The organism is Sphingobacterium spiritivorum (genome assembly GCF_016724845.1).
Taxonomy (GTDB): Bacteria; Bacteroidota; Bacteroidia; order Sphingobacteriales; family Sphingobacteriaceae; genus Sphingobacterium; species Sphingobacterium spiritivorum_A.
The window spans coordinates 2,860,419-2,875,186 of sequence record NZ_CP068082.1 but is presented as its reverse complement, the minus strand read 5'-3'; the positions used below and the strand labels follow the sequence as shown (position 1 = coordinate 2,875,186).

Sequence of the window (14,768 nt, the reverse complement as noted above, 5' to 3'; positions counted from 1 at the left end):
TAGTTCACTTAAATTTCAGTTCCTAATTAATTCATGGACAGGGGTGCTGCAACATCCCTGTTTTTTTGTAATCTAGAGCGTATCATTTTTCCATAGTTTTTCTGTTTATATGTTTGTTAATAATTGTAAGTTTCTTTCCATCGACGTCAAAGTCAAGATGACTGACGTAACGAAGCATTTCTAAGACCTGACTCAGGTTAACATTTCTTTCTATACTTCCTGAATATCCTTTATCAAATTCTATCTGACCGATAAACGAAACATCCAAATCATACCACCGGGATAATTCGGCTGCTATTGATGCTATATTATCTCCTTTAAAATAGAACTCATTGTTTTTCCAGGCAAGCTCTTTTCTAAAATCAGATCTCGACTTTTTAACAGATTGATCTGTTGATAATGCGGATTCTCCCGGCAATAATAAAGCACTCATCTCACCATTAGAAACCTCTACTTTTCCTTCTACCAGAGTTGTTTTGACGGCTTTGGAGTAAGAATTCACATTAAAATGTGTACCCAGTACTTTTATCGAATTTCCACCGGCCTCTACAACAAAAGGTCTTGATGCATCTTTGGCAACTTCAAAATAGGCCTCTCCTTCCAAGTATACTCTCCGCTCATTACCGGAAAACTGTACCGGAAATTTCAACTTCGAAACAGCATTGACCCAAACCTTAGTACCATCCGAAAGTTCGATTTTAAAAAAACTGGCTTTGGGTACAACAAGGGTATTATAAACAAGGGCTTTTGTCGCTCCCTGATCTACATACCGTATTCCGTCTTTACTTCCCTCTACTTTTGCGTCTTTAGAAATTGTCTTTGTATCCGACACATCCACATGACTTCCGTCTGCCAGAATAAGATGTGCTCCGCTCGTGCCGGGAAGAACATCATTTTTATATTTTCCTGAAGTATCAGCAACAATTGATTTATGCGCGACTGTATCAGACTGTTGATTTAACCAGATCCATGTCAAAGAGAAACACATAGCCACAAGTGCCGCTACAGCGGTATACTTGTAATAGTTTGGTTTACGCTTTTTTCCCTGTTTAACATTTACTTTATCCCACGCGGCGTCTACATCAACATCATGCATAAAATTAAGATCTTCTTCTATTGCATTGGCATTTTTAAAGTTCTCCACGAGATCTTTATTCTTATGATCGGAAGCCAGCCAGTCTCTGAAATCAATAGCTTCCTGCTCAGAAAGCTGGTTTCTGAGGTACTTTTTGACTAATTGGCTGGTGTAAAAATGGTTTCTTTTCATAACATTGTATATATATAGAAACATTCAGGTCATAAAAGGGTGACAAGAAGTTAAAATAATTTTAATTTTTTGTTAGGTGTATGTAAACAAGAATACTATTTCCGGAATATAATCAGGAGAAACAGGACTTAATCAATTAAATAAAGGATTATTTAATACTGAACAAAATAACAAAAACCGCCAAAAGCTCAGGATCCAGTTTGGCTAATAGTGTTTTCATTCCTCTTTGTTTTTGAGTTTTTACAGTATTGATACTAATATCAAGTTTTTCGGCTATTTCCAGATTGGAAAGGCCTTCCAGGTAGCCCATACGGAAAACATGCTGACAAGATTTTGGCATCTCGGCAACAACACGATATACATCTGCAATTACTTCCGAAAAAATAAGGGAATGCTCCACCTGACTTTCTTCTTCTTCTTTTATCGGATTGAGCATCCAGTAACGTTCCTGAATTTTTTCTCTCCGGTGAATATTGTAACAGGAAAAGCGTACAGCTGTGTATAAAAAGTTTTTTACAGCATTCTCTTCACCGGACACATTTTCCTGCTGATCAAAGTAAGTGCAGAAGGCATCCTGTACCACATCTTCGGCCTGAGATTTGACTCCAAGCAGCTTCCACGCAAAATGACAAAGGCGGGGATAATATTTTTTGAATATATATTCGTTAGGCTCTCTTTTCATAATCCCTCTTCAAAAATATTCAGGTTGTTAACAATTGTTAAAGCAAGCTAGCAAATATCAATCAAAAAACAATACAGACGGGAGAAAAAATATTTATATCGGACTCTAATTTTTGTAACGAACCTGTGGCAATATCACGTTTAAATAGCGTTATATTATCTGTATACTGGTTTCCGACTAGAATTGACTGGCCGTCAGGTGAAAAATTAAAATTACGCGGTCCCCTGCCTCCCACATTATATGTATCAACAACTATTAGCTTTCTATCTTTTAAAACTTTGAAAGCAGTGATTATATTTGCATCTCCTCTATTGGAAGCATACACAAATTTTCCGTCAGGAGACAGTTTTATTTCCGCTGCACCGTTTCCTCCGCTAAATCCGGCTCTATTGATATCTATTTCTTGTATAAGTTCCCATTTACCTTTCTTCTTTGCATATGCAACAACTTTTGCAGTCATCTCCGTGACCAGATAAAAAGACTTTCCATCTTTAGCAATAGCGATATGACGTGGTCCTCCTCCTGCCGGAGTATGGATGATGGATGGGGTGCCTACTCCATAGATGCCATTTGTTTGTTTTACCGGATAAATACTAATCTTATCCGTGCCTAAATCCTGGACAAAGATTGTCTTAAAATCCGGTGCGAAAAATGCAGAATGTACATGTGGTTTGTCCTGACGGGAAGCATCTATACCTTTGCCACTGTGCTGCACAAGAGTATCTCTGGCAGCAATACTACCATCGGTATTCAGGCTGAAAACTGCAAAAGAGCCACCGGAATAATTCGAAACGACAGCGATAGGGTCCGTATTGCTCAGGGAAACATGGCAAGGATCCGCTCCCCCGACATTTACTTCATTTAAAAACGTTAATTGTTTTCCATCAAAATGATAAGCTGCAAGGTTTTCTGTACCGTCATTCTTTTCACTCACCGCATAAAGTGTCTTTCCATCTTTACTTTTAGCTAAAAACGACGGATTGTTACAAGAGGTTGTGTTCAGCAGGTTAGCTTGCCTGCTCTTTTGATTAAAATCGTATATGTATATTCCTTTACTTTTTCCGGGCTGCGTATATGTCCCTACAAAAAGCGGAACATTTGTCTGGGCGATTCCCACAGAAGGCATTAATAGCGTACACAAAAAGATCATTGGTATCAGACAGGTTCTTAAAGTATTCATAAGTTATGATTTGTTAAAATTGGTTAAATGTCAATGACTCATCCTAACCAAATATGTAATTTAGCCTTTTGTAAAAACTAACGTTGGATAAAGATAACTTTCCTCGATGTTATATGGCAATTATTTTTGTCCAAAACATCAAAAAGTTAATTTAATCTGATATTTTTGCGTTAGTTTAGATGAGTATAAGATTTTGATAGTCAAATATCATATTCACAACGTAATTCAATTTCACTAAGAATGATCAAACAGTTATGTGTGTTACTATTTTGTGTGTTGGGAAGTATAAATTTCACTTTCGCACAGGGCAAAATAGTAGACAGAGTGGTGGCTACAGTGGGAGCTAATATCATATTGCAATCAGATATTGATATGCAGTATTCTCAAAACTTAGCTCAGGGCATGAGTCCTAACGAAGATTTCAAATGCTATATTCTTCAGCAGTTATTAACGCAAAAGCTTCTTGCCCAACAGGCAGTACTGGATTCGATTGAAGTATCCGAATCTGAAGTAGATGATAATCTCAACAACCGCCTCAATGTGATGACCCGTCAGGCAGGAGGAAAAGAAAGGTTGGAAAGTTTTCTGAACAGATCGCTGTTACAGTATAAGGAAGAAATGCGCACAAGTGTGGCAGAGCAATTGAAAGCCCAGAAAATGCAGCAGAATATTGTTCAGAAAATAGATGTAACTCCTTTGGAGGTCAAAAGATATTTTGAAGGTCTGAACAAAGACAGTCTGCCTTATTTTGATACGGAAGTTGAAATCGGAGAAATCGTGATGTACCCGGTACTCACTAAAGAAGAAAAAGAAGCATCCCGCAAGCGGGCTGAAGATCTTCGCAAACAAATTGTGGACGGTTCGGATTTCGGAACAATAGCAAGACTTTATTCTGAGGATAAGGGATCTGCTGTTGCAGGTGGAGATCTTGGTTTTTCGACACGTGATAATTACGTAAAAGAATTTTCAGCTGTTGCCTTTAAACTTAAACCGGGAGAGATTTCTCAGGTATTCGAGACAGAATACGGTTTTCATTTCCTGCAGGTGCTGGAGAGAAGAGGGGAAGAGGTTCGTGCAAGACATATTCTGGTTTCTATCAAACCGACTAATGCAAGTCTGGAGCGCACAAAAGTAAAAATGGACAGCTTGTACCAAAAGCTGATCAATAAGAAAATAGACTTTTATAATGCGGCTACACAATATTCAGACAATAAGGAAACCAAGTTTAACGGTGGTATGGTGACCGATCAGAACAGATCTACGCTAATCCCGGTTAATAAACTGGAGGCAAGCGTATTTACGGCCATCGACCCTTTAAAAGCAGGAGAATACTCTCAACCTACTCTTTTTCAGGAAGAAGGTCCAGCAGGGAAGAGCGGTTACCGCATCAGTTTTCTGAAGACAAGAATACCTCCACATAAGGCCAACCTTGATCAGGATTTTTCAAAAATAAAAGAGGCGGCTTCGGAAGATAAAACAAGAAGAAAGTTAAGCGAATGGTTCGAGAGCAGAAGAACCAATACATTTATCGCTATCAATGACGATTTTCATAAGTGCGATGATCTTAAAATCTGGATCAAGCCGATAGAAAATGCTTCAGCAAATATTGCGAAATAAGTACTTATCCATATAAAGGAAATCGGGCTTCAACAGATGATGTTGAAGCCCGATTTATGTTTTATACCGTTTGGTATCCGACTAGTATAAACGCTGTTTGTTAACGCTCAAACATCATCTCAATCATCACTTTCCACTGATAGTCATCTTTCAGCTGCCAGATACGGATATAGTTATATTTAACGGTTTTATCTTTAGTGATTACATCTGCCGTACCATACGTATAAGCATATTCACCACTGTATGCACGACCTACGTTTGTCGGGTTAGTATGAATCTCTACACGTTGTTTTTTCAGGAACGCCATTACATCTTTCTTTCCTTCCATAGGATCCTGCCATGGATACAAAAACTTAACATCGTCTGTCAGGAACTCTCCGTATGCTGTCGGGTTATTTGCTTTTAAAACTGTTGAAAACAGCTTATCACTCTGCATTACTACATCTTCACGCTGCCCCAGTCTTACTTTCGAACGGTGTTTGAGGTACCAGTTGTCATCCGGCTCATAATAAATCAGATCTGAGGCTTTCTGTTTACCGTAGTTCTCCACTTCAGCTCTTAAATTAACCTTCCATATCCCTTTCTTATTTCTCTTCCAGACGGTCAGATATTGCCCGTAACGCTTTATTGCACCAACTTTCTGAAACTCCATAGCTCCGCTGGTCACGCCCCAATCCTGACTACGGGATACTAATACAAAATTAGGATCCCAACTCATAACATCTGCAATATTGGGCCTGTTATTGAGGTAATTGAAGGCATTCACTGCCGATGGTGTAAAAAAGACAGATTCTTTATCTACAATCGATAAGAAAGCCTGATGAGGGCTGCTGGATTGTGATAATTTAGCGGCATCACGATCTACCGTAATCAGACTTCCAACTTTATCCGGCAATTGAGCCTGACTGCTATAGGTTTGAAAAGTTAAAGCTGTGGCTACTACAGCTACTGTTGTCCAAAATTTCATTAATTATATTTTTACAACGGTCTAATATCAAATCTTATTCCAAAGTGTTCCGTCTTTGCTGTCTTTCAATTGTATACCTATAGAGGACAACTCTTCACGGATACGATCTGATGTTGCAAAATCCTTATTCTGTTTGGCTGAATTACGGATATTAATAATCACATTCATCAGTTCATCCATATTATCCGTCCCTGCATTGCTATCATCATTCAATCCCAGAATATCTTCAACAAAGTCTTTCATAAAGGCTTTGAGTTCATCCAATCCTTTTTGATTAATGGTAGCTTTACCATCATAAATCGAATTAATGACACGCACAACTTCAAAAAGTTCTGCAATCAGTATAGGACTGTTGAAATCATCATCCATCGCTGCATAACAGTTTTTACGTATATCTTCCAGATTAAATCCGGATGTAGCTTTAGAAGGCGTGATCTTATTCAATAGTGCGATAGCATTCATCAATCGCTTAAATCCTTTATCTGCAGCATCCAGGGCTTCATTTGAGAAGTCTAATGTACTTCTGTAATGTGCCTGCAGCATGAAGAAACGAACCGCCATCGGAGAATAACCTCTTTCGAGAAGCGGATGATTTCCCGTAAACAGCTCCTGAGGCAGAAATCCGTTACCGGAGGATTTGGACATACGGGCCCCGTTTACGGTCAGCATATTGGTATGCATCCAGTAACGCGCCGGACTGGTGTGATTGCAGGCTTCTGATTGAGCGATCTCATTGGTATGATGAGTAGCTGCCAGATCCATTCCACCACCATGTATATCAAACTGTGCTCCCAGATATTTATTGCTCATCGCCGAACATTCGATATGCCATCCCGGAAAGCCTGTACTCCATGGTGCCGGCCAGCGCATAATATGTTCAGGTTTTGCCTTTATCCAAAGAGCGAAATCCAAACGCCCCTTTTTCTCATCCTGTCCGCCCAATTCGCGTGTATTATTTAACAAATCTTCCAGCTTACGGTTGGTCAGAACGGTATAATCATATTTTTGAACATATTTCTCTACGTCAAAATAAACAGTACCGTTCACTTCATAAGCATATCCGTTATCAATGATCTGCTTGATCATCTCAATCTGCTCTGAAATATGTCCTGTAGCTGTAGGCTCAATACTTGGAGGGAGCGTATTAAACAAGCGAAGGACATCATGAAAGCCTATAGTGTACTTTTGTACGATTTCCATAGGTTCCAGTTGCTCTAGCTTGGCTTTTTTTGCAAATTTATCATCCCCTTCATCTCTGTCTCCTTCCAGATGTCCCGCATCGGTAATATTACGTACATAACGTACTTTATAGCCCAGGTGCAACAGGTAACGGAATATCAGATCGAATGATACAAATGTGCGGCAGTTTCCTAAATGTACATCACTGTACACTGTGGGTCCACACACATACATCCCTACCATGGAAGGGTGAATAGGATTAAATTTCTCTTTCTTTCTGCTTATTGTATTATAAAGAACCAGATTATTTTCCATAAAATTATAAGAATGGGAATCTATTTTTGTCTGAAATATAACTGAATCGGAACTCCCTCAAAATCAAAATTCTCACGCAACTTATTCTCTACATATCTTTTGTAAGGATCCTTGATGTACTGAGGAAGATTACAGAAGAACGCAAACATCGGGGATCTTCCCGGAATCTGGGTCACATATTTGACTTTGATATATTTCCCCTTAATTGCAGGAGGAGGATAGTTTTCGATCACCTGCAACATCACTTCATTCAACTTAGAAGTAGGGATTTTCTTGGTTTTATTCTGATATACTTTCGCAGCCACCTCCAGTGTTTTATGGATACGTTGTTTCTCCGTTACAGATGTAAATACAATAGGAACATCTGTAAAAGGGGCGATTTTTTCACGGATACGGGCTTCGAATTCTTTCATGGTCTTATTATCCTTCTCGATCAAATCCCACTTATTGACCACGATCATGACACCCTTTTTATTTTTCTCCGCTAAATGAAAGATATTAATATCCTGCGCTTCAATACCATCCTGAGCATCCAGCATCAGAATAACAACATCGGAATCTTCCAATGCCTTGATCGTACGCATAACGGAATAAAACTCAATATCTTCATTTACTTTTGATTTCCTGCGCATACCTGCCGTATCAATCAATAGGAATTCATGACCAAACTGATTATAGTGGATACGGATAGAATCACGTGTCGTACCTGCAACAGGTGTTACGATATTACGTTCTTTCCCTAATAATGCATTCGTCAATGAGGATTTACCTACATTCGGACGACCCACAATAGTATATTTGGGAAGCGTGGATTCTTCTTCTTCTTCAACTTCAAAAGTAGAAACAACAGCATCTAACAATTCTCCTGTTCCGGAACCTGTAGCTGAAGAAATATTATAAATTTCACCCAGACCAAAAGCATAGAATTCAGCAGAATCATGGTGCAGTTTAGCGTGGTCTACTTTATTGGCCGCAACATATACGGGCTTCGTACTTCTTCTAAGAATGTCGGCTATCTCATCATCCAGATCTGTGATACCGGTAGTCACATCTACCATAAAAATAATAACGGAAGCCTCTTCAATAGCGATGTACACCTGATCACGAATAGCCTCTTCAAACACATCGTCTGATCCGTGTACAAAACCTCCGGTATCGATAACAGTAAATTTTTTCCCTATCCACTCGGCAGATTCGTAGTGACGATCGCGAGTTACCCCGCTAAAGTCATCCACAATAGCCTTTCTACTTTCCGTAAGACGATTAAAAAGAGTTGATTTTCCAACATTTGGACGACCTACGATTGCAACAATATTTGCCATATTTGTTATTTTGAATCGGTTCATTTATGATGAACCGCACATTTATTCTAAATTATTAAGGGAACAAAGATACGGAATAAGGAATGATTATCCTTTATTAATATACTAAATTTGACTGAGAATCAATTATAGTTTTCGTATTTATAGCGACGAATCTACGAAGAACATTTTTTTCGGCCTTCAATTGAGTTCATCTCATTTAATATCCGATGCTAAAGTTAAAAACAGATAAGGTCACTCCATGGAGTGACCTTATTATAATCGGATTGAAATTTTTAATAATTTGGATTTTGACTTAACGTCCCTTTACTGTTGTCAATTACCACCTGTGGAATAGGCCATAATTCATTTTTCCCTTTAGTGAAGATCCTGTTCTCCACGAAAAAACGATCTGTAAGGTTAGTAAATGTCACTTCTCCGGTTTGAGAATTTACACTGCCCTTTGATAAGCTGCCATAAACAGCTCCGTTCATGACAACATCTGCAATACCCCAACGGATAATATCGAATCTACGTCTTCCTTCTCCAGCAAATTCTACACGAAATTCCCGACGAACCAATTCTCTGAGTTTTGTCTGATTACTATAAACAGCTTCATTTACTTTAGGCATTCCTGCGCGTACACGTACCGCATTTAAATGTTCGTACACACTGTTATCAATTTTATTTGACTCGATCTTAGCTTCGGCATTCAGCAGCAGCATTTCAGCATAACGCATCACAATAATGTTAACGCCTACATTCCATACATTGCTGTATGAAGACGGATTTTGCAAATATTTCTTATAGTTATATCCTGTACTGGATGCATTATCGGCTGCTGCAGGATGATCTTTTGAACTTGGATTCAAGGGATCAAAATATCTGCCACTATATAATGCTCCCGGATAGACTACAGTAGCCGAAAGTCTCGGATCACGATTCGTGTATGGCTGAGAAGCACTGTAAGTTACAGATTCACTGATAGGTTCTCCATCTTTTGTTTCATAAGCATCTATCAGATTCTGTGTAGGAACAATCGAACTCCAGCCGCCTGACAGATTTGGCATCATAATTCCTAAATCTGTGTACCCCTGAATATTCGCCACGTACTGAATATCCATCATCACTTCACTGTTATTCTCATTTGCTTCTTCAAACAGATTTGCATAATCACCAAACAACTGATATGTGCCGGAAGTAATTATCTGCTCCGTAGTACTGATAACTTCTTCGTGTTTATTCTGAAAAGCATAACAACGAGCCAGCAACCCAAGAGCCGCTCCTTTAGTCATACGTCCTACATTACTGGCGTCGTATTTTGCAGGTAATATAGCTGCTGCATCTTTTAATTCTGTCTCCACAAACTGCAGAACTTCTTTTTGCGTATTAGCTGGCGCATATGCTTCTTCAATAGAGACCGTTTTTGTCAAAATTGGCACTGCACCAAACAATGTGGCCATATCCAGATAACGATAAGCACGAATAACTCTGACTTCGGCTTTCAACCGGTTTTTCAACGTTTCAGAAACAGGAGATTTATCTATATTCTCCAAAATCCAGTTTGCTCTTCGGATCAACTCATAACTATATCGTGTTGAAGCATTTCCGGCATCCGTAGGAGTTGCATTCCCGTTACCCAAAGCCTGAAATCCTTCCCAGGGAAAATCACTGTTAGAATTATCTGATGTACAATCCATATAGAAGATCTGACTACCATCTTCCCAGGATGAACCGGCGACTAATTTACCGTCTGTTCCCCTTCTACCGCTATATAAACCTGTAACAGCGTACAATGTTTCTTTTTCCGTATTCCAGAAGTTACTTTCACTTATTGCATCCAAAGGATCCTGATCCAGCTTTTGGCAGGAAAACAAAACAGATGTAAGTCCTAATGCAACTGCTATATATGTATTAAATTTCATAACTTTTCTAATTAAAAATTCACATTCAACCCAAAAACATTTGTTTTTACCTGTGGATAGAAGTTACCTCTTGAATCCGCAGGTGTTTCCGGATCAAAGCCTTTGGCAAAACCTGTAAAAGTCAACAAATTCTGTCCGCTATAATATATTTTGGCTCCTTTGATTCCTATTTTATCTACAAAACGCTTAGGAATAGTATAACCTACTGTGATGTTTTTCAGCCTTAAGTAACTTGCATTTTGAATCCAGAAATCTGAAGGTGTACTTAATGGACTGTTTTGCGTCCAGCTTGTCAGTGCTCTCGGCATTGATCCGTTCGGATTTGTATTTGCATTGAATCTGTCGGCATAAATATCAGTCGGCTTATCTGATCCTGAAATACTTCCGATTGCTTCACCCCACAGATATCCCTGCACTTTAGCCGCACCCTGGAAAAACAGACTCAGATCAAAATTTTTATAGCTTAGATTTGATGTCAGACCAAAGATATATTTAGGATCAGGAGAACCCAGGTATACGCGGTCATTCCCGTCAATTTTACCATCTCCGTTCTGATCTTTATAAATAAGGTCTCCTGCACCCACATTATTGTTTACTCCTTTGACACCGCTGTTTTTATATTCTTCATCCGTACGGTAAATACCTAATGTCTCATAACCATAGAATGAACGGATAGGTGATCCCTGCTGATAGACATAAAATGTACCGTTGGGTTCAGCTGCTGTATTTTTCCATTGTTTGATCTGGTTATTTATGTATGAACCGTTTACTGCGAAACTATACTTTAACTCTCCTGCTCTTCCCTGATAGTTTAACTGAACTTCAATACCGTTATTTTGAACTTTTCCTGCATTTTGTGTAGGAGCAGGCAGACCATACAAGGAAGATACAGGTAACTGTAATAATACTCCATCCGTTATACGATCAAAATAGTCCACCACAATACCCAGATTATTTTTGAAATTCAAATCAAAACCAATATTGGTACTTTGAGTAGATTCCCAGGCCAGAACCGGATTTGCGGAATTAACAATTGCTCCTCCGGGATTTGTAACACCGCCAAAAGGATAATTATATCCCGGACTTATTACGAAAACACCCGGGTAATAGGAGTCATCTGTAGGATAATTATTGTCTGTCGTGGCGGCAAGCTGTTGATTACCCAGTTTTCCCCATCCCCCTCTTAATTTAAATTCAGATATTGAATTGGCTAAACCTGAATTGGCAAAAAACTCTTCTTGGGAAATTCTCCATCCCGCTGAGAAAGAAGGAAAAGTACTCCATCTGTGAGTACCTAAAAACCGGGAAGTACCGTCATGCCGCACATTCGCTTCAAGCAAATATTTATCTGCAAATACATAATTCACACGACCAAACCAGGATCTTAATATTAACTTTTTAGCCCCGCCTTCTGCCCTTTGGCCATCGACATCTCCTAAATTTATTTCGGACAGATCATTATTTAAAAAATTCTGCCTGTAGGAGCTGGAATAATCTGCTTTAAATGTCTCATCCATAAATCCTCCCAAAACATTCAACTGATGCTGTCCAATCTTTTTATCATAAGTCAGTAAGGACTGAAATGTTAAGCGCTCGGACTGAAAGTTATAGACAGTTAAATTATTTGGCCCTTGTTTGCTGGTTGGGTTTCCGGTTGTATTATCATAGTATTGAATATCTTTTACAAATTTTGAAGAAAGATTATCAATCGGCTGAAACCCCACGACTTGTTTGAATTTTAACCCATCCATGATCTTGAATTCTCCTGAGAAATTCACTTGAGTGTGTTTGTTGATCATCTTATCGACAGATCCCATATCTAACCACGCAATTGGATTTCCATCCCCATAATAACCATAGTAGCCATTTGAATATTTATAAGGAATAAAAGAAGGAATACGGTTTGATTGTCTGAATATCTGTGCCATGTCTCCTGTGTAGGGATTTACAGGTTCATCAATCCGTTGATAATTATATGCCAACCCTAAATCCAGATTCAATCGCTCTGAAACTTTAGCGCCAATATTGGTCCGCAGATTATAGCGATCTGATGCGGCAATTTTGATTACACCTTTTTGTCCCAGATAACCTGCTGACGCCATATACTTGACATCATCTGTCCCACCTGTAACCTGTAAGTTATGAGACTGCTGAAATCCTGAACCCTGATATAATAAATCAAGCCAATCCGTATTAGGGTATTTATCAGGATCTGATCCGCTTTTAAATCCCTGAAGATCGGCTTCTGAAAAACGAATCGCTTTACCTTCATTAGTCAAAGCCTCATTCAAGATAACGGCATGATCATATGAATCCATATAATTGGGCAACCTTGTCGGGTCCTGTATACCCGCATATCCAGTATAATTCAGTTGAGGCTTGCCATTTCCTCCTTTTTTTGTTGTGATCAAAATAACTCCGTTAGCCGCTTTTGAACCATAAATAGCGGCACTCGGACCATCTTTTAGCACCGATATATTTTCTATATCATTGGGATTGATATTATTCATAGAACTCTCAATTCCGTCTACGATTACCAAAGGATTCGCATTATTAATGGTTCCCAGACCTCTGATCCGGATTGTTCCGTTATCTTTTCCAGGTTGTCCTGAATTCTGACTAATTGTTACACCTGCAAATTTCCCCTGAATAGCTGAGGAAACATTCGTTACCGGACGATCTTCCAGATCTTTGGAAGATATGGCCTGCACAGCACCAGTCAGATTCACTTTCTTCTGTCTTGCAAAACCTACGACTACAACCTCCTCCAATGCTTCATTATCTGATATCAACTGAACGGAAACAGTCGCTCCGACAACCTTAACCTCCTGAGGCTCATACCCAACACTTGAAAATGTCAGAACATCGCCAACTTTAGCATCAATACTAAAATTTCCGGAGGCATCAGTAGATGTAGCTTTAGCACTTCCTTTGACAATTACGGTAACTCCACTTAGCGGATTAGTACCATCTGTCACTTTTCCCCTAATTCCCTGTTGCAAATGTCTTGCATAGGAATAATCAATCTTACCCATACTTCCGGCCTTTACAATAAGAGCCGAAGAACCAGTTCCGGTTAGAAGTAAAGAAAGAAAAATCGGTTTGAAAGGAGCTTTAATTGAAAACTTCTTGATCATATTTTTTTAGTTTATTCTCATATCCATGAAACTTATAAGTTTAGAATATGTGGTATGTACGTTTAGTTCCACAATAATAGGTCAATTGAAACTGTTAAGAAAGTGTTAACTAAACGAAAACGTTTGCGTAACTTTTACACTAAGTATTTTTTTAGCAAAAACTGCTCAATATTATTTGCTAAAAAAACCAAAAAACACTAGATGCCAACGTTTTATAAAAGATATACAAAAATATTATTCTGTAACAACTATGTTTTAATCAAAAAAATAAACAGATAAATTGAAAATTCTATATTTCACAAAATATTATATGGAAATATCTTCAAAAACAAGAAAAACTAAACCCTTTTAACTGCTCTTATCGTAAACATAGAAATCAATACTACTTAAAACAAAAAAAGCCTCAGTCCGTAAACTGAAGCTTCAATGAGTAGCGGGGACCAGACTCGAACTGATGTCCGCCAGCTGGCGGATATGAGCACGACAAGACTACCCTTTCAGTAAGCTCCGGATAAACAATCTCCCCTGATAACTTTTCAATTCCTGTTCCCGCTTCAGTGCTTCTGATTTAGTGGCATATTCTTCTGTATAAAGCAACTCCCACGGCCGATAACGGATTGTCCAACCCTTAGTCCCTAATTCATTATGAGAAAGCAGACGAGATGGCAAATCTGAAGTCATACCGATATAAATCTTATCATAAACACCGGAATACAGAACATAAACCGTAAACATAGAAATCAATACTACTTAAAACAAAAAAAGCCTCAGTCCGTAAACTGAAGCTTCAATGAGTAGCGGGGACCAGACTCGAACTGATGTCCGCCAGCTGGCGGATATGAGCACGACAAGACTACCCTTTCAGTAAGCTCCGGATAAACAATCTCCCCTGATAACTTTTCAATGCCTGTTCCCGCTTCAGTGCTTCTGATTTAGTGGCATATTCTTCTGTATAAAGCAACTCCCACGGCCGGTAACGGATTGTCCAACCCTTAGTCCCTAATTCATTATGAGAAAGCAGACGAGATGGCAAATCTGAAGTCATACCGATATAAATCTTATCATAAACACCGGAATACAGAACATAAACCGTAAACATAGAAATCAATACTACTTAAACAAAAAAAGCCTCAGTCCGTAAACTGAAGCTTCAATGAGTAGCGGGGACCAGACTCGAACTGATGTCCGCCAGCTGGCG

General features: G+C 38.8%; 11 protein-coding genes. 1 reads left to right on the top strand and 10 read right to left on the bottom strand.

Going from position 1 to position 14,768, the window contains the following annotated elements:
• Window positions 1-82 precede the first annotated feature (82 nt).
• The 3 genes from I6J03_RS11965 to I6J03_RS11955 all read right to left on the bottom strand — a co-directional run bounded on the left by I6J03_RS11965 (window position 83) and on the right by I6J03_RS11955 (window position 3,129).
• A complete protein-coding gene (locus I6J03_RS11965) occupies window positions 83-1,267 on the bottom strand; it encodes a FecR family protein (protein ID WP_232279830.1) in 1,185 nt (394 codons plus the stop codon).
• A 148-nt stretch (window positions 1,268-1,415) separates the two neighbouring features.
• Window positions 1,416-1,949 carry an RNA polymerase sigma-70 factor gene (locus I6J03_RS11960; RefSeq protein ID WP_003011301.1) on the bottom strand — a complete coding sequence of 178 codons (534 nt, stop codon included), beginning with the start codon at window positions 1,947-1,949 and terminating at the stop codon, window positions 1,416-1,418.
• Window positions 1,950-2,010: 61 nt separating this feature from the next.
• Window positions 2,011-3,129: a lactonase family protein gene (locus tag I6J03_RS11955; protein WP_050767819.1), complete on the bottom strand. Its 1,119-nt coding sequence runs from the start codon at window positions 3,127-3,129 to the stop codon at window positions 2,011-2,013.
• Between the two features lie 240 nt (window positions 3,130-3,369).
• On the opposite strand from I6J03_RS11955, the gene I6J03_RS11950 reads away from it, so the two are divergent.
• The gene (locus I6J03_RS11950) at window positions 3,370-4,746 is read left to right on the top strand and encodes a peptidylprolyl isomerase (RefSeq protein WP_003011305.1); all 1,377 of its coding nucleotides are present in this window, start codon (window positions 3,370-3,372) and stop codon (window positions 4,744-4,746) included.
• Between the two features lie 100 nt (window positions 4,747-4,846).
• Here I6J03_RS11950 and I6J03_RS11945 read toward each other — a convergent pair whose 3' ends face one another.
• The 7 genes from I6J03_RS11945 to I6J03_RS11915 form a co-directional block, all read right to left on the bottom strand.
• Window positions 4,847-5,713, bottom strand: coding sequence for a DUF4440 domain-containing protein (locus I6J03_RS11945; RefSeq protein WP_003011307.1), 867 nt, complete (start codon window positions 5,711-5,713; stop codon window positions 4,847-4,849).
• A 27-nt stretch (window positions 5,714-5,740) separates the two neighbouring features.
• Window positions 5,741-7,207, bottom strand: a complete 1,467-nt coding sequence (gene cysS / locus I6J03_RS11940) for a cysteine--tRNA ligase (protein WP_201693700.1) — start codon at window positions 7,205-7,207, stop codon at window positions 5,741-5,743.
• Between the two features lie 20 nt (window positions 7,208-7,227).
• Window positions 7,228-8,529 (bottom strand): ribosome biogenesis GTPase Der, encoded by a 1,302-nt coding sequence (der, locus tag I6J03_RS11935; RefSeq protein WP_039990476.1) that lies wholly within the window; start codon window positions 8,527-8,529, stop codon window positions 7,228-7,230.
• Window positions 8,530-8,804: 275 nt separating this feature from the next.
• Window positions 8,805-10,433 carry a RagB/SusD family nutrient uptake outer membrane protein gene (locus I6J03_RS11930; protein WP_201693699.1) on the bottom strand — a complete coding sequence of 543 codons (1,629 nt, stop codon included), beginning with the start codon at window positions 10,431-10,433 and terminating at the stop codon, window positions 8,805-8,807.
• An 11-nt stretch (window positions 10,434-10,444) separates the two neighbouring features.
• Window positions 10,445-13,570: a SusC/RagA family TonB-linked outer membrane protein gene (locus I6J03_RS11925; protein ID WP_003011320.1), complete on the bottom strand. Its 3,126-nt coding sequence runs from the start codon at window positions 13,568-13,570 to the stop codon at window positions 10,445-10,447.
• 489 nt (window positions 13,571-14,059) lie between these two features.
• Window positions 14,060-14,305, bottom strand: coding sequence for a GIY-YIG nuclease family protein (locus I6J03_RS11920; protein WP_201693697.1), 246 nt, complete (start codon window positions 14,303-14,305; stop codon window positions 14,060-14,062).
• Window positions 14,306-14,423: 118 nt separating this feature from the next.
• Window positions 14,424-14,669 (bottom strand): GIY-YIG nuclease family protein, encoded by a 246-nt coding sequence (locus I6J03_RS11915; protein WP_201693698.1) that lies wholly within the window; start codon window positions 14,667-14,669, stop codon window positions 14,424-14,426.
• Window positions 14,670-14,768 lie beyond the last annotated feature (99 nt).

Bases quoted from the DNA above. Each gene is read 5' to 3' on its own strand.
- I6J03_RS11930 (WP_201693699.1), bottom strand. From the start codon at position 10,433: ATGAAATTTAATACATATATAGCAGTTGCATTAGGACTTACATCTGTT.
- der (WP_039990476.1), bottom strand. From the start codon at position 8,529: ATGGCAAATATTGTTGCAATCGTAGGTCGTCCAAATGTTGGAAAATCA.
- I6J03_RS11955 (WP_050767819.1), bottom strand. From the start codon at position 3,129: ATGAATACTTTAAGAACCTGTCTGATACCAATGATCTTTTTGTGTACG.
- I6J03_RS11950 (WP_003011305.1), top strand. From the start codon at position 3,370: ATGATCAAACAGTTATGTGTGTTACTATTTTGTGTGTTGGGAAGTATA.
- I6J03_RS11915 (WP_201693698.1), bottom strand. From the start codon at position 14,669: ATGTTTACGGTTTATGTTCTGTATTCCGGTGTTTATGATAAGATTTAT.
- I6J03_RS11965 (WP_232279830.1), bottom strand. From the start codon at position 1,267: ATGAAAAGAAACCATTTTTACACCAGCCAATTAGTCAAAAAGTACCTC.
- I6J03_RS11925 (WP_003011320.1), bottom strand. From the start codon at position 13,570: ATGATCAAGAAGTTTTCAATTAAAGCTCCTTTCAAACCGATTTTTCTT.
- cysS (WP_201693700.1), bottom strand. From the start codon at position 7,207: ATGGAAAATAATCTGGTTCTTTATAATACAATAAGCAGAAAGAAAGAG.
- I6J03_RS11960 (WP_003011301.1), bottom strand. From the start codon at position 1,949: ATGAAAAGAGAGCCTAACGAATATATATTCAAAAAATATTATCCCCGC.
- I6J03_RS11945 (WP_003011307.1), bottom strand. From the start codon at position 5,713: ATGAAATTTTGGACAACAGTAGCTGTAGTAGCCACAGCTTTAACTTTT.
- I6J03_RS11920 (WP_201693697.1), bottom strand. From the start codon at position 14,305: ATGTTTACGGTTTATGTTCTGTATTCCGGTGTTTATGATAAGATTTAT.